At 71.9% G+C, this 17602-nt stretch carries 14 protein-coding genes; 4 read left to right on the top strand and 10 right to left on the bottom strand.

Translation table 11 applies throughout. The features are described from left to right. Positions 1 to 21 precede the first annotated feature (21 nt). Positions 22 to 1383: an AI-2E family transporter gene (locus ACZ4E1_RS23360; RefSeq protein ID WP_467542151.1), complete on the top strand. Its 1362-nt coding sequence runs from the start codon at positions 22 to 24 to the stop codon at positions 1381 to 1383. Positions 1384 to 1517: 134 nt separating this feature from the next. On the opposite strand, the gene ACZ4E1_RS23365 is transcribed toward ACZ4E1_RS23360, so the two are convergent. Both ACZ4E1_RS23365 and ACZ4E1_RS23370 read right to left on the bottom strand, forming a co-directional pair. Then, complete coding sequence (locus ACZ4E1_RS23365; RefSeq protein ID WP_467542153.1) at positions 1518 to 2048, bottom strand: alkyl hydroperoxide reductase; 531 nt, start codon at positions 2046 to 2048, stop codon at positions 1518 to 1520. A 15-nt stretch (positions 2049 to 2063) separates the two neighbouring features. Then, positions 2064 to 2618: a peroxiredoxin gene (locus ACZ4E1_RS23370; protein ID WP_467542155.1), complete on the bottom strand. Its 555-nt coding sequence runs from the start codon at positions 2616 to 2618 to the stop codon at positions 2064 to 2066. Between the two features lie 132 nt (positions 2619 to 2750). Between ACZ4E1_RS23370 and ACZ4E1_RS23375 the strand changes: the two genes are divergently transcribed. Next, on the top strand, positions 2751 to 3704 hold the full coding sequence (locus ACZ4E1_RS23375; protein WP_467542157.1) for a LysR substrate-binding domain-containing protein: 954 nt from the start codon (positions 2751 to 2753) through the stop codon (positions 3702 to 3704). A gap of 215 nt (positions 3705 to 3919) precedes the next feature. On the opposite strand, the gene ACZ4E1_RS23380 is transcribed toward ACZ4E1_RS23375, so the two are convergent. From ACZ4E1_RS23380 to ACZ4E1_RS23400, 5 genes are all read right to left on the bottom strand, one after another. After that, positions 3920 to 6316, bottom strand: a complete 2397-nt coding sequence (locus tag ACZ4E1_RS23380; RefSeq protein WP_467542159.1) for an FtsX-like permease family protein — start codon at positions 6314 to 6316, stop codon at positions 3920 to 3922. Next, positions 6313 to 6999 (bottom strand): ABC transporter ATP-binding protein, encoded by a 687-nt coding sequence (locus tag ACZ4E1_RS23385; protein WP_467542161.1) that lies wholly within the window; start codon positions 6997 to 6999, stop codon positions 6313 to 6315. The genes ACZ4E1_RS23380 and ACZ4E1_RS23385 overlap by 4 nt, the downstream gene beginning before the upstream one ends. After that, the gene (locus ACZ4E1_RS23390; RefSeq protein WP_399127832.1) at positions 6996 to 7523 is read right to left on the bottom strand and encodes a PadR family transcriptional regulator; all 528 of its coding nucleotides are present in this window, start codon (positions 7521 to 7523) and stop codon (positions 6996 to 6998) included. The genes ACZ4E1_RS23385 and ACZ4E1_RS23390 overlap by 4 nt, the downstream gene beginning before the upstream one ends. A 206-nt stretch (positions 7524 to 7729) precedes the next feature. Then, a complete protein-coding gene (locus tag ACZ4E1_RS23395) occupies positions 7730 to 7978 on the bottom strand; it encodes a type II toxin-antitoxin system antitoxin (RefSeq protein ID WP_467542162.1) in 249 nt (82 codons plus the stop codon). After that, positions 7975 to 8916 (bottom strand): SPFH domain-containing protein, encoded by a 942-nt coding sequence (locus ACZ4E1_RS23400; RefSeq protein ID WP_467542163.1) that lies wholly within the window; start codon positions 8914 to 8916, stop codon positions 7975 to 7977. The genes ACZ4E1_RS23395 and ACZ4E1_RS23400 overlap by 4 nt, the downstream gene beginning before the upstream one ends. Positions 8917 to 9172: 256 nt before the next feature. Here ACZ4E1_RS23400 and ACZ4E1_RS23405 point away from each other — a divergent pair, with 256 nt between their 5' ends. Next, positions 9173 to 11461 carry a transglycosylase domain-containing protein gene (locus tag ACZ4E1_RS23405; protein ID WP_467542521.1) on the top strand — a complete coding sequence of 763 codons (2289 nt, stop codon included), beginning with the start codon at positions 9173 to 9175 and terminating at the stop codon, positions 11459 to 11461. Positions 11462 to 11525: 64 nt separating this feature from the next. Here ACZ4E1_RS23405 and ACZ4E1_RS23410 read toward each other — a convergent pair whose 3' ends face one another. Both ACZ4E1_RS23410 and ACZ4E1_RS23415 read right to left on the bottom strand, forming a co-directional pair. Continuing rightward, positions 11526 to 12815: an amidohydrolase gene (locus ACZ4E1_RS23410; protein ID WP_467542164.1), complete on the bottom strand. Its 1290-nt coding sequence runs from the start codon at positions 12813 to 12815 to the stop codon at positions 11526 to 11528. Continuing rightward, positions 12812 to 14119, bottom strand: a complete 1308-nt coding sequence (locus ACZ4E1_RS23415) for an MFS transporter (protein ID WP_467542165.1) — start codon at positions 14117 to 14119, stop codon at positions 12812 to 12814. The genes ACZ4E1_RS23410 and ACZ4E1_RS23415 overlap by 4 nt, the downstream gene beginning before the upstream one ends. 90 nt (positions 14120 to 14209) lie before the next feature. Between ACZ4E1_RS23415 and ACZ4E1_RS23420 the strand changes: the two genes are divergently transcribed. Next, positions 14210 to 15283: an Lrp/AsnC family transcriptional regulator gene (locus ACZ4E1_RS23420; protein WP_467542166.1), complete on the top strand. Its 1074-nt coding sequence runs from the start codon at positions 14210 to 14212 to the stop codon at positions 15281 to 15283. Between the two features lie 230 nt (positions 15284 to 15513). Here the strand turns inward: ACZ4E1_RS23420 and ACZ4E1_RS23425 are convergent, their stop codons facing one another. Continuing rightward, entirely contained in the window at positions 15514 to 17577 is a 2064-nt protein-coding gene (locus ACZ4E1_RS23425; protein ID WP_467542167.1) for an ATP-binding SpoIIE family protein phosphatase, read from the bottom strand. Positions 17578 to 17602: the final 25 nt, after the last annotated feature.

A 17602-nucleotide genomic window follows, 5' to 3' on the forward strand; every position in this document is an offset into this window, starting at 1 on the left:
CACGGGGGAAAAGGACGGATCATGTCGCGAGTGCCAGGCTGGCTCGGCAGAGTAGGCGCCGGCATCAGCAGGATGGGCGAGCGCCTCGACGAGCGCCGCGCGGAGGCCGAACGGGAGGACGAGTCCGAACTCCCGGGCCCCGCACGGCCCGAGCCCGCCGCCGGGCCCGACCCGGGGGCGGGAGCGGAGCCGGCGCCGGCCGGGGCGCCGCGCAAGGAACACGTGCCCGCCCCGCCCGACTACGCCCCGGCCGTCGCCGCCCGGCCCGAGCCGGTCGCCGCCGTCCCGTGGGGCCTGCGGGTCGCCGCCGAGGCCGGCTGGCGGCTCCTTGTGCTCGCCGGCGCCCTCTGGGTCCTCATCAAGGTCATCAGCTCGGTGCAGCTGGTGGTCTTCGCGTTCATCGCGGCGCTGCTCATCACCGCGCTGCTCCAGCCCACCGTGGCCCGGCTGCGTCGGCACGGCGTCCCGCGCGGACTCGCCACCGCCCTGACCGCGATCCTCGGCTTCGTGATCATGGGCCTCGTCGGCTGGTTCGTGGTCTGGCAGGTCCAGGAGAACATCGACGCGCTCTCCGACCAGGTCCAGGACGGCATCGACGAGCTGCGCAAGTGGCTGCTCAACAGCCCGTTCCACGTCACCGAGGACCAGATCAACGACATCGCCAAGTCGCTGCGCGACGCGATCGGGGCGAACACGGACGAGATCACGTCCGCGGGCCTCGAAGGCGTCACCGTCATCGTCGAGGCGATGACCGGCATCCTCCTGACGATGTTCTCGACGCTCTTCCTGCTCTACGACGGCCGGCGCATCTGGGACTGGACGCTCAAGCTCGTCCCCGCGCAGGCCCGTCCGGGCATCGCGGGCGCGGGGCCGCGGGCCTGGCGCACCCTCACCGCGTACGTGCGCGGCACGGTCATAGTCGCCCTGATCGACGCCATCTTCATCGGCCTCGGCATCTTCTTCCTCGACGTCCCGATGGCGGTGCCGCTCGCCGTCTTCATCTTCCTGTTCGCGTTCATCCCGCTCGTCGGCGCGGTCGTGTCCGGGGCGCTCGCGGTGGTCGTCGCGCTCGTCACCCAGGGCGTGTTCACGGCGGTGATGACCCTGGCGGTCGTCCTCGCGGTGCAGCAGATCGAGGGCCACATCCTGCAGCCCTTCATCCTCGGCCGCGCGGTACGCGTCCATCCCCTGGCCGTCGTCCTGGCGGTGGCCGCGGGCGGGATGGTCTCCGGGATCGGCGGCGCGGTGGTGGCGGTGCCTCTGGTCGCGGTGACCAACACGGTGGTGGTCTACCTACGGGCGTGGTCGCGCGGCGAGGCGCTCCGGCAGACGCCGGAGCCGCGGGGGGCGACGGCAGTCGACGCGAGCCCCTCCGGGGACTGAACGGGAATCGTTGCCGGCTGCCGCGCCGTCGTGGCTGGTCGCGCCCCGCGGCGGAGCCGCTAGCAGACACAGCCCCGCGCCCCTAAAGAAGCTGCCCCCGCCGCTTGCGCGGCGGGGGCAGCTTCTTTAGGGCTTTACGCCAGGACTTCTTCCGCGTCCAGGGTGACCGCTACCGCCTGGATGACCGAGGCGATCTTGAAGGACTCCAGGATGACGTCGCGCTCGACGCCGGCCTTGCGGAGCACCTGCTCGTGCGAGTCGAGGCACATCCCGCAGCCGTTGATCGCCGAGACGGCGAACGACCACAGCTCGAAGTCGATCTTGTCGACGCCGGGGTTGCCGATGACGTTCATCCGCAGACCCGCGCGCATCGTCCCGTACTCGTCGTCCGAGAGCAGGTGACGCGTGCGGTAGAAGACGTTGTTCATCGACATGATGGCGGCGGCCGACTTCGCGGCCTTGAACGCCTCCGGCGACAGGTTCGCCTCGGCCTCGGGCGCCAGCTCGCGCAGCACGCGCGGCGAGCGGGAGGCGATGGCGGTCGCGAGGACCGTGCCCCACAGCTGCTGGGCCGGCAGGTCCGAGTTGCCGATGACCGAGCCCAGGTTGAGCTTCAGGTCCTTGGCGTAGTCCGGTATGGCGGACTTCAGTTCGTCGAGTGCCATGTCAGAAGACTCCGCTCACTCGCCCGAGAGCAGCGCGACCGGGTCGAGGGTCTCGTCGCCCTTGCTCCAGTTGCACGGGCACAGCTCGTCGGTCTGCAGGGCGTCGAGGACCCGCAGGACCTCCTTGGGGTTACGGCCCACGGAACCGGCGGTCACCATCGTGAACTGGATCTCGTTGTTCTGGTCGACGATGAAGACGGCGCGCTGCGCGAAGCCGTCCTCGCCCTCGATGCCGAGGTCACGCATGAGCTCGTGCTTCGAGTCGGCCAGCATCGGGAAGGGCAGGTCCGTCAGGTCCGGGTGGTCCTTGCGCCAGGCGTGGTGCACGAACTCGGAGTCGCCGGAGAAGCCGAGGATCTGGGCGTCACGGTCGGCGAACTCCTCGTTCAGCTTGCCGAACGCGGCGATCTCGGTCGGGCACACGAAGGTGAAGTCCTTGGGCCACGCGAAGACGATCTTCCACTTGCCCTCGTAGGTCTTGTGGTCGATCTGCGCGAACTCCTTGCCCTTCTCCAGCGAGACGCAGGCAGTGAGGTCGAAGGTAGGGAACTTGTCACCGACAGTGAGCACGTGCTCTCCTTGCAGCGAGAAAGGCCCCTTTTGAGGGCCTTTCCATGGGTTGGACTGCTCATGATCGTGGCACACCGTGCATTGATTACGGAAATAGCTAGACTCGGTCGTGTTGATCGGAGGTGGCTATCAGTGGCCGTATCGAGCGGAAGGCCGGGCCTGAAGCGCCGGCAGCCCAGCCTGGCGCAGCTGCGGGCGTTCGCCGCGGTCGCGGAGCATCTGCACTTCAGGGACGCGGCGGCAGCGATCGGGATGAGCCAGCCCGCGCTGTCCGGAGCGGTGTCCGCGCTGGAGGAGACGCTCGGGGTGACCCTTGTCGAGCGTACGACGCGCAAAGTGCTGCTCTCGCCGGCCGGGGAGCGCATCGCCGTGCGGGCGCGGGCCGTGCTCGACGAGGTCGGGGCGCTCGTCGAGGAGGCGGAGGCCGTACGGGCACCGTTCACCGGGGCGCTGCGGCTCGGGGTCATCCCCACGATCGCGCCCTATCTGCTGCCCACCCTGCTGCGGCTCGTGCACGACCGGTACCCGGACCTCGACCTCCAGGTCCACGAGGAGCAGACCTCCTCGCTGCTGGAGGGCGTCACCGCCGGGCGCCTCGACCTGCTGCTGCTCGCCGTGCCGCTCGGGGTGCCGGGCATCGCCGAAATCCCCTTGTTCGACGAGGACTTCGTGCTGGTCACCCCGCTGGACCACTGGCTCGGCGGCCGTGAGGGCATCCCGCGCGACGCCCTGCGCGAGCTGAATCTGCTGCTCCTGGACGAGGGGCACTGCCTGCGGGACCAGGCGCTGGACATCTGCCGGGAGGCGGGGCGGGACGACGTGCCGGTGACCACGACCGCGGCGGGACTCTCGACACTCGTGCAACTGGTCGCCGGCGGACTCGGGGTGACCCTGCTTCCCCGGACCGCCGTGTCGGTCGAGACCAGCCGCAGTGCGCAACTCCTCACCGGATACTTCGCCGAGCCCGCGCCTTCCCGGCGGGTGGCGTTCGCGATGCGTGCGGGGGCGGCTCGTGGTGCCGAGTACGAGGAACTCGGCGCCGCGCTTCGGGGGGCGTTGACCGGGTTGCCGGTGCGGGTGCTCTAGCGCCGGGTGCGCGAATCGTGGGCCTCGGCTCATACAGCGTCGCCGCCGTGGGGGGCCGGGGGTCGCCGCCGGGTGCCGCGTCGTCGTGGCTGGTCGCGCCCCGCGACGGAGTCGCTGATCCGGTACAGCCCCGCGCCCCTGAGATGCGCACTTCGTGCGCCATCCCAGGGGCGCGCCCCGGCAGAGCGGCACCGCGGGCATCCGCCCCCGGAGGGCTATTCCGTGCGGAGGCCCTCGGGGCGCATCAGGCGGTAGAGCGGGGGGAGGGAGAGGAGGGTGACGGCCAGGATGGCTGCCGCGCCCACGCCCACCAGGGGGAGGAAGAGGAACCAGTCCGTCACCGGCTTGCCCGCCATGCGGAGGGTGAGCCAACCGAGTGCCAGACCGCCCGACACCGCGAGCCCCATTCCGAGCACCACCGGGATCGCCGTCTGCCACAACACCGACCACGCCAGCGTCGACCGCCGCGTCCCGTACGCGACGAGCACCGACAACAGCCGCCTGCGCTCCCGCAGTTGCTCGATCTGCGTGATCAGCATGGACGCCGCGATGAGCGAGATCGTGATCGCCGCCGCGGTGAACAGGCCCCGCAGAATGCTCTCGTACGTCTTGTCCCGCTCGGTCGACCGCACGGTCCACACCCGCATGCTCGGGTCCACCTGGAACGCCACGTTGCGCACGTGCTCGACGGCGTCCGGCACCGACTCGTCGACCTCGATCTGGGCCGACGTCACCCCCTGGCTCAGCGCGCTCGTGTCGAACGCGGCGGGGGTGGCGTAGATGCCGGTGAAGCGGCCACCGAAGGCGGAGCGGCGCGACGGGACGGTGCGGGTGTCCTTCGGGAGCGTCCAGCGCACCGCACGCTCGGGCGACTCCCCGTCACCCACCTCGCCGGTGATGAGCCGCGCGCCGGGCCGGGCGATGTCCCGCAGGTCCCGTTCCGTGGGCGCGTCGCCCGAGCCGACCACCCGGAACACGTCCCCGTCCCGGCACGAGGTCACCTTCGCCTGCTCGCGCAGCGCGGAGCAGGGGCCGACGGAGAGCGAGACCGACGGGCTGTACCCGTGCTCGTCCGGCTTCGGGTGCTCCGGGCCGGCCCAGGTGTCGACGGTGGCGACGACCTTCCGTACGCCCTCGTTCCGGCGGAACTCGTCCACCATCCGCTGACCCAGGTCCCTGTCCGGGAAGCCGGACTGGGCGAGCATCTGGGCCCCCCGCGGCTGCTTTCCGGTGGACTTCGTGAAGTCGTCGCTGACCCCCACGACGAACATCTGCAGAGCGATGCCGCCCGCCACCGCGATGGTGATCCCCGCGACCGCCCGGCTCGCGGCCGTGCTGGACAACTGGAGCCTGCGCGTGGCCAGTTGCCACGGCACCGGGCCGCCCCGCAGCCGCCCCACGACCGCTTCGACCAGCCACGGCAGCAGCAGGACCAGCCCCAGCAGGACCAGCACGATGCCCGCCGACACCCGGACCACCCCGAAGGTGTCCGAGCCGCCGACCGCGTTCGACGTCAGGAGCAGCGCCGCGCCGGCCACCGGGATCGGCAGCCGCCACCACAGACGGCGCGGCCGGGTACGGCGGTTGCGGAACACGCCCAGCGGCTCGATCGCCACCGAACGCAGCGCGAACACCGTCACCGCGATCGACGCCAGCGGCACGGCCGCCACGATCAGCACCCCGAGCGCCGGCACCGGCGACAGGTCCGAGGGGAACGCGGACAGCCGCCACACCTCGACATGAGCGAGCAACTGCCGCGCCGCCAGGAAGAACCCGGCACCGAACACCACCCCGAGCAGCGCCCCGAACAGCGCCTCGCCCGCCGCCATCCGCCGCGTCATCCGCACGTCCGCGCCGACCAGACGCAGCGCGGCGAGCCGCCGGTCGCGCCGCTCGCCGCCGAAGCGCACGGCCGTCGCGATGAAGATGGCCACCGGCACGAGCAGCACCACGCAGGCCAGCACCACCATCAGGACCAGGACCGGGTCCATGGGCGGCGTCGGGTACACATGGCCCCAGAAGTCCACGCGCCGCGCCTCCCGCTCGGTCGTGAGCTGGTCGGAGCCGATGTAGACGTACAGGTCGAAGGGGTCGCTCAGGCCCGCCGGGGCGATCGTGCCGACGTCGCGGTATGCGTAACGCTCCTTGAGGAGCTTGCCGTCGGGGGAGTCGAGGACCTCGCGCAGGGCGGGGGAGACCAGCATCTCGCCGGGCCCCGGCAGCTTTTCGACGCCGGGCGGCAGCGCCGGGTGCGCGCCGTCGGGGCGGACCAGATAGCCGCCGACCGTCTCGCCGCGCCAGTCGGAGGACGCGTCGCTCAGCAGCAGCGAGCGGTCCGAACGGTCGGGCTGCCCGCCGGTGTCCATGCCGAACTGCCGGGCGGCGCCCCGGTCGTCGCGCGCCTGAAGGAGCGTCGGCACGGACGCCGCGCCCAGCAGCACGGCCACGCCGAACCCCACGCCGATCGCGGTCAGCAGCGTACGAATCCAGCCCTCGCGGCCACCGGCCACCGCGCACCGCACGCCGATGCCGAGGTCCCGCAGCCGACCGCCGAGCCCCTGCCGCACGGGCGCGGGGGAGGGCGCCGCCGGACGGTCGTCGAGCAGCGTCATCGGACGAACTCCATGTCCCGGGACTTCCCGTCGCGCACCACGACCTCGCGGTCGGAGTAGGCGGCGACCCGGGCCTCGTGCGTGACCAGGACGACCGCGGCGTTCGTGCTCCGGGCGGCCTCCGTGAGCAGCTCCATGACCCGCTCACCGTTCAGGGAGTCCAGGGCGCCGGTCGGCTCGTCGGCGAACAGCACGCGCGGGTTCGTCACCAGCGAGCGGGCCACGGCCACGCGCTGGCCCTGGCCGCCGGAGATCTCCCCGGGCCGCTTGCCGGCCAGGTCGTCGACCTCCAGCCGCTCCAGCCAGCCGGCGGCCGTCCGCTCGGCCTCCTTGCGCCGCACACCGTTGAGCCGCAGCGGCAGCGCCACGTTCTCGGCGCAGGTCAGCTCGGGCACCAGCTGGCCGAACTGGAAGACGAAGCCGAACTCGCCGCGGCGCAGCGCGCTGCGCTCCGCGTCCGACATGTCGGTCAGGTCGCGGCCGCCGTACGTGATGCTGCCGGAGTCCGGCGTCACGATCCCGGCGAGACAGTGCAGCAGCGTCGACTTGCCCGAACCGGACGGGCCCATCACGGCGACGATCTCGCCGGGATGCACGGAGAAGGAGGCGCCGTCGAGCGCGGGCGTCGGGCCGTACGCCTTGTGCAGGTCGACGGCGGTCAGCAGGGAACCGGAGGGGGTCATGAGGGGCGCACCTCCGCGGCGAGGCGGTCGAGACGCGCGGCGGTCAGTTCCAGCCAGCGCAGGTCGGCTTCCAGGTGGAACAGGGCGTGGTCGCAGATCAGCTGGTCGGCGAGGTCGCCCTTGCGCTTGCGGTCGGTGAGGATGCGCATGAGACGCAGGTGCTCGGCGCGCTGCGAGTCGAGGAGCTCGGCCGCGTCGCGGTCGGTGAGCAGCGCGAGGACGACCTTCGTGTACAGGGTCGACTGGAGGTACGGCTCCGGCTTCTCCGGGGTCGCCAGCCACTGCTGGACGTCCGTGATGCCGGCGTCGGTGATCGCGTACCGCTTGCGCTCGGGGCCGCCGCCCGCCTCGATCCCGTCCACCTCGACGAGCCCGTTCTTCAGGAGACGGGACATCGTCGAGTAGACCTGACCGTAGTGCAGGGGCTTGTCGTGCCCGAAGGTCTCGTCGAACGTGCGCTTGAGGTCGTAACCGTGGCGGGGCCCTGATTCGAGCAGCCCGAGAAGGGTGTGGCCGATGGACATGCCCGGGACTCTACACTCCGTGTATACCCGGTGTGTATAGGGGGCCGAAAGTCGTCTGCGGCTCCGGTGGGGGCTGGTCGCGCAGTTCCCCGCGCCCCTGAGATGCGCACTTCGTGCGCCATCTCAGGGGCGTCGGCCCATCGGGGAAATGCGGCGCGAAGCGCCATGCATTTCAGGGGCGCGGGGAACTGCGCGACCAGCCCCCACTACCCGTCGGCCGCCGAACCCTCCGAACCGTCCGAGCTCTTGGGCGGACGCCCCCGCCGAGCGATGGGCGCCGCCCCACCGGGCAACCGCCCCGCCTCGGCGAGCGCCCGCCGCAGCAAGAACTCGATCTGCGCGTTCGCGGAGCGCAACTCGTCCCCGGCCCACCGCGCCAGCGCCTCGTACACGACGGGATCGAGCCGCAGCAGCACCTGTTTCCGCGCCGGAGGCGGAGGCGGAGGAGGGGTCACTGGTAGAGCGTCCCCGTGTTCAGGACCGGCTGCGCCGCACGGTCACCACACAGCACGACCAGCAGGTTGCTCACCATCGCCGCCTTCCGCTCCTCGTCCAGTGTCACGAAATCCTGCTCCGCGATCCGCGCCAGCGCCGCCTCGACCATCCCGACGGCCCCGTCGACGATCTGCCGCCGCGCCGCGACGACCGCCCCCGCCTGCTGCCGCTGCAGCATCGCCGAGGCGATCTCCGGAGCGTAGGCGAGATGCGTGAACCGGGACTCGATGATCTGGACACCGGCCGCCTCCACGCGCGCGTGCAGCTCGACGGCCAGCTTCTCGGTGATCTCCTCCGCGTTCCCGCGCAGCGACAGGCCGCCCTCGTCATGGGCGTCGTACGGGTACTCGATGGCGATGTGCCGGACGGCCGCCTCGGTCTGCGTCGAGACGAACTCCAGGAAGTCGTCCACCTCGAACGTGGCCTGCGCGGTGTCCTCGACCCGCCACACGACGACCGCGGCGAGCTCGATCGGGTTGCCGTACGCGTCGTTGACCTTGAGGACCGCCGTCTCGTGGTTGCGGACCCGGGTCGAGATCTTGGTGCGCGAGGTCAGCGGGTTCACCCAGCGCAGCCCGTCGGTGCGGATCGTGCCCCGGTAGCGGCCGAAGAGCTGGACGACGCGGGCCTCGCCCGGCGCCACCATGTTCAGCCCGCACATCGCGAAGAAGGAGCCGACGCCGAGCACGACACCGAGCACGATGAGCAGCGCCTTGACGCCGTCCGAGTCCAGCGTCGTCGCCGTCACGATCAGCACCACGCCCGCCGCGAGCCCGACCAGGCCGAGCAGCAGCGCGAGCCCGCCCCCGATGCTGTGCGCCGTGACCTCCCGCACGCGCGCCTTCGGCATGGCCGGCACGTCCGGCGTGACGTCCGGTGTGGTGTCCGTCTCTGACATGTCTGTCCCCGTTCCCCTGAGCTGCCGGTTCGCCCCCGGTCCGGGGTGAACGCTGTCTAGCATAGTGATATCACTTTTTGGCGTGCGGCAACCATCCGGCCGTCTGGATCGTCGGTTCCCATGGGGTAGGTGCTGATTGTCACGTCCGGAAATGACCGGAAAGGCACAGTTTTGCCTTAAGTGGCGGTGTTAGCTTCATGAGCTGATTCCGAACGAATCAGGAATGTTGGCGGACGAGAAGCGGAGCGACGAGGTCATGGGCCGAGCGGATGCGAGGAATGCGGGCCGGCGTGCGGCGCGGCCCTCGGGCATACGCCGCTTCTTCACCTGGAAGAAGCTGCTGGGGGCCTTCTTCGGGTTCGTGCTCCTGTGCATGGGCGCCTTCGTGGTGCTCTACATGGTGATCGACATACCCGAGGGCAACCCGGAAGCCGACCTGCAGAGCAACGTCTACAAGTACAGCGACGGCTCGACCATGGCCCGCGTGGGCGAGGTCAACCGCGAGATCGTGAAGCTGTCCGAGGTCCCCAAGGGCGTCCAGCACACCTTCGTGGCCGCCGAGAACAAGACGTTCTACAAGGACCAGGGCGTCGACCTGAAGGGCACCGCCCGCGGCGTCCTCAACACGGTCACGGGCAAGGGCAAGCAGGGTGGTTCGACGATCACCCAGCAGTACGTGAAGAACTACTACCTGACCCAGGACCAGACCGTCTCGCGCAAGCTGAAGGAACTGGTCATCTCGCTGAAGGTGGACCGCAAGAAGTCCAAGGACGACATCCTCGCGGGCTACATCAACACCAGCTTCTACGGCCGCGGCGCCTGGGGCATCCAGACCGCCGCCCAGGCCTACTACGGCGTCGACGCCTCCGACCTCAAGGTCGAGCAGGGCGCCTACCTCGCCGCGCTCCTCCAGGCGCCGAACCAGTACGACTGGGCGATCGCCTCCGACACCGGCAAGAAGCTCGTCAAGCAGCGCTGGAACTACGTCCTCGACAACATGGTCGACATGCACTGGCTCAGCGCGAGCGAGCGCGCCGGCATGACCTTCCCGACGCCGAAGGACCCCAAGCCGGCCGCCGGCCTCCAGGGCCAGGAGGGCTACCTCTACCAGGCCGCCAAGGCCGAGGCCATGAAGGAACTGAACCTCACCGAGGACCAGTTCGACGCCCACGGCTACACGATCACGCTCAACATCGACCGCAAGAAGCAGAAGCAGCTGGAGAAGGCGGTCAAGCAGCAGCTGACCGACCAGCTCGACCCCAAGCGCCGCAAGACCGACGCGAACGTGCAGGCGGGCGCCGTCTCCGTCGACCCGAAGACCGGCAAGGTCGTCGCCATGTACGGCGGCGAGGGCATCGACAAGCACTGGCGCAACAACGCCACCCGCACCGACTACCAGCCCGCCTCGACCTTCAAGCCGCTCATCCTCGCCGCCGCGCTGGAGAACAACGCGAAGACGCAGGACGGCCAGTCGATCCGGGCCAACACGGTCTACGACGGCACCAGCAAGCGCCCTGTCGTCGAGGGCGGCAGCGAGGTGGGCTTCGCCCCGCCGAACGAGGACGACGTCGACTACGACGACGTCACCGTCCAGACCGCGATGAACAAGTCCATCAACTCCGTCTTCGCGCAGATGGGCGCCGACGTCGGCATGGACCAGGTCATGGAGACCGCCAAGAAGCTCGGCATGGACGAGGCCGACCTCAAGCCGTACTACGCCCAGACCCTCGGCACCATGGGCGCCAGCCCCCTGGAGATGGCCGGCGTCTACGCGACCCTCGACAACCACGGCAAGCTGGTCACCCCGCAGCTCGTGAAGTCGGTGTCCCTGGCGGGCCAGAAGCTCGACCTGCCGGAGCAGTCCGGCGAGCAGGTCATCAGCCGGGCCGCCGCCGACTCCGTCACCTCGGTGCTCACCGGCGTGGTCGACGACGGTACGGCCCGCGGCTCGGTCCGTGACAACCCGGGCCGCGCGGGCCAGCAGGTCGCCGGCAAGACCGGTACGTCCGACTGCAACCGCTCGGCCTGGTTCACCGGCTACACCCCGGACCTCGTCACCTCCGTCGGCATGTTCGGCGAGGCGGCCAAGGCCGGCACCACCCAGTGCGGCAACGACAAGCCGGTGAAGGTCAGCCAGTACGCCCAGGTCTCGCTGTCCGGCGCGGCCGGCGGCGGCCGGGTCAACGGTGGCAGCTTCCCGGCCCGCATCTGGGCCCAGTACACCTTCAACACCACGAACTCCGGCGAGCGCTTCGACCTGGACACCGACATGGGCGCGGGCGTCGAGCCCACCACCCAGGCCCCGGTCACCCCGAGCGACGAGCCGACGGCACCCGAGTCGCCGAGCGACGAGCCGACCACGGAGCCGCCGACCAGCCCGTCGACCCCGACGGACGAGCCGACGACCGAGCCGCCGACGGACGATCCGACGTCGACGATCGAGCCGCCGACCGACACGGGCACCCCGACCATCGGCATCCCGGAGGACCCGGGCGGCGACGGCGGAGACACGGGCGGCTGGAACGGCACCAAGCCGAAGAACTGACACCGGCCACACACGAGGGCGCCCGGAACCACACGGTTCCGGGCGCCCTCGGTTCAGGTGCGGCTCACCGGGCCCCGCCCAGCCACGCCCCCGCCGCCCCGAGCAGCGACCGCACCCCCAGCTCGATCGTCGGCTCCGGCAGCGGGGCGTAGAGCGGCGAGTGGTTCACCGGGATCTCCGCGGGCAGCCCACGCGTCGCCACCGCCTCGAAGTCGACCCCGGCGAACGCCTCCAAGGCCGCCCCGCCGAAGTGCCAGAACACCGACGGCACCCCGAGCGCGTCCCCGAACAGGCCGAAGTCCTCACTGCCGTTGAGCGGATGCGGCAGCGTGACGACCGCCTGCTCGCCGAGCGTCCCGCGCAGCGCCCCGACCGTCACCTCGGTCGCCGCCGCCGAGTTCACCGTGACCGGGAACGTGCCGAGCGAGGTGATCTCCGGCTCCTTCGGCGCCCCTGACGCCTCCGCCTCCGCCTTGACGATCCGGCGGACCGCCGCGAGCACCCGCTCCCGCACCGACTCGTCCACCGACCGGATGTTCAGCTTCAGCTCGGCCTCGTCCGGAATGATGTTCTCCTTCGTGCCGGCGTGCAGCGCGCCCACCGTCACGACCGCCGCCTGCGAGGCACCCACCTCGCGCGACACCACCGTCTGCAACCGCAGCACCAGTGCCGCCGCCATCACCACCGGGTCCACCGTCGACTCCGGCGTCGACCCGTGCCCGCCCCGCCCGAACAGCCGCACCCGGAAACTGTCCGACGCCGCCATCACCGGACCCGGCCGCGTCACCGCGATCCCCGTCGGGAACGGGCCCACGTGCTGACCCAGACACACGTCCGGCCGCGGGAAACGTTCCGCGAAACCGTCCGCGAGCATGTCCCGCGCCCCCTCGCCCGTCTCCTCCGCCGGCTGGAACACCGCGACGACCGTGCCGCTCCAGGCGCCTCGGTGCGCGACGAGCTGCGCCGCCGCCCCCAGCAGACACGTCACGTGCATGTCGTGGCCGCACGCGTGCATCACCGGCACGTCGTTCCCGTCCCGGTCCGTTGCCCGCGCCACCGACGCGTACGGCAGCCCCGTCGCCTCCAGGACCGGCAGCCCGTCCATGTCCGCGCGCAGCAGCACGACGGGCCCGTCCCCGTTGCGGAGCACCCCGACGACACCGGTGCCGCCGACGCCCTCGGTCACCTCCCAGCCGCCCTGCGCCCGCAGCCGCGCCGCGACGATCCCCGCGGTCCGCGTCTCCTGCAACGACAGCTCGGGATGGGCGTGCAAGTCCTCGTAGAGCGCGCGCAGTTCGGGAAGATGCGCGTCGAGGCCGCCGGTGAAAGGCGCGGAGTTGTTCTCGGTGGTCATGCCTGCTCGCTTTCTGCTTCTACGGGGACACGGTCGCTGGTGGAAGAAGGCTCGGGCAGCCGCAGCGCCCGGCGGAAGGAGAGGGAGTCCTGCGGGGTGAACACGGACAGCACCGCCGCGAGGACGGCGCCGAGCACGAGGAAGCCGAACGCGGCGGTGAACCCGGCGGCGTCCGCGAGCAGCCCCATTGCGGTCGGCGCGACGACCCCGCCGAGTTGCCCGCCGAACGTGATCAGCCCGGCCGCCGCCCCGGTCAGCGCCGGCGGCAGACTGCGCAGCGGCACCGCGAAGACCGGCATGTACGAGAGGGACGCGGCGCCGATCGCCACGGTCATCCACGCCACGAACGCGGCCGTGCCCGAGGCCGTCGCCATCAGGAGCAGCGCGATCGAGGAGACGGCCATCGCGGGCACCACGACCTTGCGCTGATGCCCCTGGAACCGGTCCGCGAGCCGCCCGCCGACGATCACGGCGACGGTCGCCACGCCCGCCGGCACCACGGCCAGCGCCCCGGCGGAGGTCAGCGCGAGCCCGCGCTCCTCGCTCAGATACGACGGCACCCACGTGTTCAGGCCCCACACGATGATGTCGTACCCGAAGAACATCCCGGCGAAGGCCCACATCGTGCCGGAGCGCACGATCGTACGAGTGCCACCCGCCGGGGCCGCCGACGAGGCGCCCGCGTTCTGCGGCTCCGGCAGCCACAGCCGCACCGCCGCGTACACGAACACGCCGACGGCGGCGACGCTGAAGAACGCCGAACGCCAGCCGAAGTGGGCGATCAGCGGCGCCGCGACCAGCGGGGCGACCACGGCGGCCACCGCGTTCGACGACTGCACCAGACCGTTGGCGCTCATCCGCTGGCCCGGCGTCGTGCGCTCGCTGACCGCCTTCATCGAGGCGCCGGGGAAGATCCCCTCGGCCACCCCGAACAGGAACCGCACCACCAGCAGGATCGCGAACGAGCCCGCCAGGCCGGTCAGCGCCGTGAACACGGACCAGATCAGCAGCGCCCAGCACGTGACCCGCTTCGCGCCGAACCGGTCGGCCAGCATCCCGCCCGGGATCTGGCACAGCGCGTACGCCACGAAGAAGACGGAGACGGCCACGCCCTGCTGGGTGCGGCTCAGGTCGAACTCGTCGCCGATCGAGGGCAGCGCCAGATTGATGACGAGCCGGTCGACGTAGTCGATCAGCCAGGCGCTGAACAGCAGGGCGACGGTGATCTTCGCGCCTCGGTCGAGGCGCTCCTTGCCGGGGACGTTGCCGGGGGTGTTTCCGGGGTCGTGCGACGGTGGGGCCACAGGCACTCCTTCTAGAGTGGGCGTGCTGGTGTGGGGGAGCGGCTCGGAAGTGGGGACAGAATCCGGCCGCCGCGCGAGAGGGGCCCGTAAATGCAGGAAACCGGCAGCCTGCCGCACGCCTCGCAGGAATCCGCCGCCACCGGGGCCGTCGGTGGGGCCGCCTTCGAGGAGGCCGACCTCGCCCTGATCGACGCCCTCCAGACCGACCCCCGCGCCCCCTGGTCCCGCGTCGGCCCCGCCGTGGGCGTCGACGCCACCACCGCCGCCCGCCGCTGGGCCCGCCTCGAACGCGAGGGCCTCGCCTGGGTCACCGCCTACGCCGGACCGGCCACCACCACCGTCGCCTACGTCGAGGTCACCTGCCGCCCCCGCCGCGTCGAGGAGCTCGCGGCCCGGCTCGTCGCCCTGCCCTGGGTGTTCAGCGCCGAACTCGTCGTCGGCGACTACGACCTGTTCCTGTCCATCGCCGCCCCCGACCTGCCCGCGCTCGGCCGCCGCGTCACCGAGGACATCGGCCGGCTGCCCGGCGTGCGCGGCACCCGGACCCGGCTGAGCATGCGGCTCTACCAGGAGGGCAGCAACTGGAAGGTCCGCGCCCTGGAACCGGCGGGCCGCGCCCGGCTCACCGCGCAGGGCACCGCCGGTGCGGTGACCGGCTCCACGACGCCCTGCGCGTTCCTGCCCCGCGACGACGTCGACCTGAAACTCCTGCTCGCCCTCGGCGCGAACGGGCGCGCGGGCTACGCCGAACTCGCCGAGCGGGTCGGAATCAGCGAGTCCACGGTGCGGCGGCGGCTCGCCCGTGAGCTGCGGGACCGCGAGATCCTGTTGCGCTGCGATCTGGCCCAGCAGCTCGCCGGGTGGCCCGCGCTCGCCACGTACCGGGCCCGGGTACCGCACGGGGAGCTGGACGCGACCGGGGCCGCGCTCGCCCGGCTCCCCCAGATGCGGCTGTGCACGTCCGTCACCGGGTCCTGCAACCTGCTCTTCTCCGTCTGGCTACGGGACCTCGACGGTATGGCGGCCCTGGAGTCCCTGCTCGACGACCGCTTTCCGCGTCTGCGCATCGAGGACCGCACGGTGACGCTCCGCACGGCCAAGCGCATGGGCCGCCTCCTGGACGACCATGGGCGGGCCCGGGGCTATGTCCCGGTGGGCCTGTGACCGTCGCCGGGTGCGGCCCGGTGGGGGCTGGTCGCGCCCCGCGGCGGAGCCGCAAATCGACACAGCCCCGCGCCCCTGAAATGCGGACCCTTCGGGTCGCATTTCCCCGATCAAGGTGCGGGGTGCCTTTCATCTGGGGAAGGCGCGGCGAAGCCGCATGCCTTCCAGGGGCGCGGGGAACTGCGCGACCAGCCCCCACCGGACCCGCACCTGGCGACCCCGCGACGAAGCTACGGCGCTGAACCCGCCGCCCCCGGCAAGGAGAGCTCGAACCACACCACCTTGCCCGTAGACAACCGCGTCGCCCCCCACCGCCGCGCCAGCCGATTGACGAGATACAGACCCCGCCCACCCTCATCCGTGGCCCGAGCCTGCCGCAGCCGCGGCAACTGCGGCACGTCATCGCCCACCTCGCACCGCAGCACATCCGTCCGCAGCAACCGCAGCGTCACCGGCCGCGAGGCGTACCGCACCGCGTTCGTCACGACCTCGCTCACCAACAGCTCGACGGAGTCGGTGAGTTCCTCCAGGCCCCAGCGGGCCAGCGCCGAGCGCGCGAGCCGCCGCGCCCGCGACGGCGCCGCGTCCTCCGGCTCCAGGAACCAGTACGCGACATCGCTGGGCGCGATCCCGTCGAACCGCGCCGCGAGCAGCGCGATGTCGTCGTCCCGGTCGCCCGGGCCGAGCATGTCGAGGACCTCGTCGCACAGCGCTTCCAGCGGCGGTGGATGGTCCGGCCCCGTCAACTGGGCAGTAGCGGCGAGCCGTTCACGCAGCTGCTCTATTCCCGTCCAGACGTCCCGCAGTCGCGACTCGACCAGCCCGTCCGTGTACAGGAGCAGCGTCGCCCCGGCCGGCGCGTCCAGCTCGACGGCCTCGAAGTCGACCCCGCCGACCCCGATGGGCGCGCCGGGCGGTACCCGCAGCACCTCGGCCCGTCCGCCCAGGTGCAGCAGCACCGGCGGGGGATGGCCCGCGTTGGCGATCGTGATGCGGTGCGAGACGGGGTCGTAGACCGCGTACATGCACGTCGCCATGCGGTCCGTGCCGAGCCGCTGCGCCTGCTCGTCGAGGTGGTGGAGCACCTCCTGCGGCGGCAGGTCGAGACCGGCGAGGGTCTGCGCCGTCGTCCGCAGCTGGCCCATGATCGCCGCCGAGGTCATGGAGTGGCCCATGACGTCGCCGACCACGAGCGCGACCCGGCTTCCGGGCAGCGGGATCGCGTCGTACCAGTCGCCGCCGACCCGCGCCGTCTCCGCCGCCGGCAGATACCGCGAGGCCAGCCGTACGCCCGTGGGCCGCGGCAGGGTCTCGGGCAGCATCGTGCGCTGCAGCTCGTCCGCGATGTACGCCTCGCGCCCGTACAGGACCGCCTTGTCGATGCCGAGCGCGCTGTGCGTGGCCAGCTGTCCCGCGACGAGGAGATCGTCCGCGTCGAACGGGATCCGGTCCGGTCGGCGCAGGAACACGGCGGCACCGATGACCCGGCGCCGCCCCCGCAGCGGTGCCAGGATCGCCCGCCGGCCGGTCGGCAACGACCGGCACTCACCGAGCAGTTCGGGCAGCGCGGCGATCGCCGCCGGGGAGTCCGCGAACACCGGACGCACCCCGCGCAGCACCTCCGCGAGCGCGCCGCCGGTGCGGACCTCGCACAACTCGGCGCTGCCCGCCGCCAGTTCCGGCTGCGGCAGCGAGGCCGGCAGGGTACCGCTCCCACTGTCCGAGTCCGTGTCGGTGTCGTCCGCGTCCGGGATCCGGTCGGTGCGACGCAGGCGCAGCACCATCGGGCCCGTGGGCCGCTCGTCGCCGACCGGCAGCGGCTCGCGCAGGTACACGAGGATCGCGTCGGAGAACGTCGGCACGGTCGCCCGGCACAGCCCCATCACGATCTCGTCGAGGTCGATGCCGCGGGCGATCCGCCGGGTCGCGGCGCCCACGAACCGCAGCCGGTCCCCGTCCCGGCGCATCGCCACCGGCTGACCCGACGGACGCGGCTGCCCGGAACGGCGCTCGCCGCCCTCCGGCGGCCCGCCCGGACGCACCGGCTCCGGTGAGGGCGTACGGGGCTGCGAGTGCTCGGCGTCCGCGGCGGCGGAGGAAGAGGCCGCGGAGGAGGCGGTCGCCGCGGACGGCGCGGCGGCCCGGCGCGGCTGCTCGGGTAAACCGCCCGGGGCCGCGGACGCCTGCGGGGCATGCGGGGCATGCCGCAGCGCCCCGCGGGGGTCGGCGGGCCGTGCCGCCTGGCCGCGGGGGCCGTCGTGCGAGCCTGGGTAAGAGGCTGAGTGCTCCGTCACGCGTGTCGAATCCGTCCGTCCGGGG

It is taken from the genome of Streptomyces sp. NPDC025806 (assembly GCF_055558275.1).

Coding starts and splice junctions, on each gene's coding strand:
- ACZ4E1_RS23405 (WP_467542521.1), top strand. CDS start 9,173: ATGGGCCGAGCGGATGCGAGGAATGCGGGCCGGCGTGCGGCGCGGCCC.
- ACZ4E1_RS23365 (WP_467542153.1), bottom strand. CDS start 2,048: ATGGCACTCGACGAACTGAAGTCCGCCATACCGGACTACGCCAAGGAC.
- ACZ4E1_RS23410 (WP_467542164.1), bottom strand. CDS start 12,815: ATGACCACCGAGAACAACTCCGCGCCTTTCACCGGCGGCCTCGACGCG.
- ACZ4E1_RS23380 (WP_467542159.1), bottom strand. CDS start 6,316: ATGACGCTGCTCGACGACCGTCCGGCGGCGCCCTCCCCCGCGCCCGTG.
- ACZ4E1_RS23400 (WP_467542163.1), bottom strand. CDS start 8,916: ATGTCAGAGACGGACACCACACCGGACGTCACGCCGGACGTGCCGGCC.
- ACZ4E1_RS23390 (WP_399127832.1), bottom strand. CDS start 7,523: ATGTCCATCGGCCACACCCTTCTCGGGCTGCTCGAATCAGGGCCCCGC.
- ACZ4E1_RS23420 (WP_467542166.1), top strand. CDS start 14,210: ATGCAGGAAACCGGCAGCCTGCCGCACGCCTCGCAGGAATCCGCCGCC.
- ACZ4E1_RS23360 (WP_467542151.1), top strand. CDS start 22: ATGTCGCGAGTGCCAGGCTGGCTCGGCAGAGTAGGCGCCGGCATCAGC.
- ACZ4E1_RS23385 (WP_467542161.1), bottom strand. CDS start 6,999: ATGACCCCCTCCGGTTCCCTGCTGACCGCCGTCGACCTGCACAAGGCG.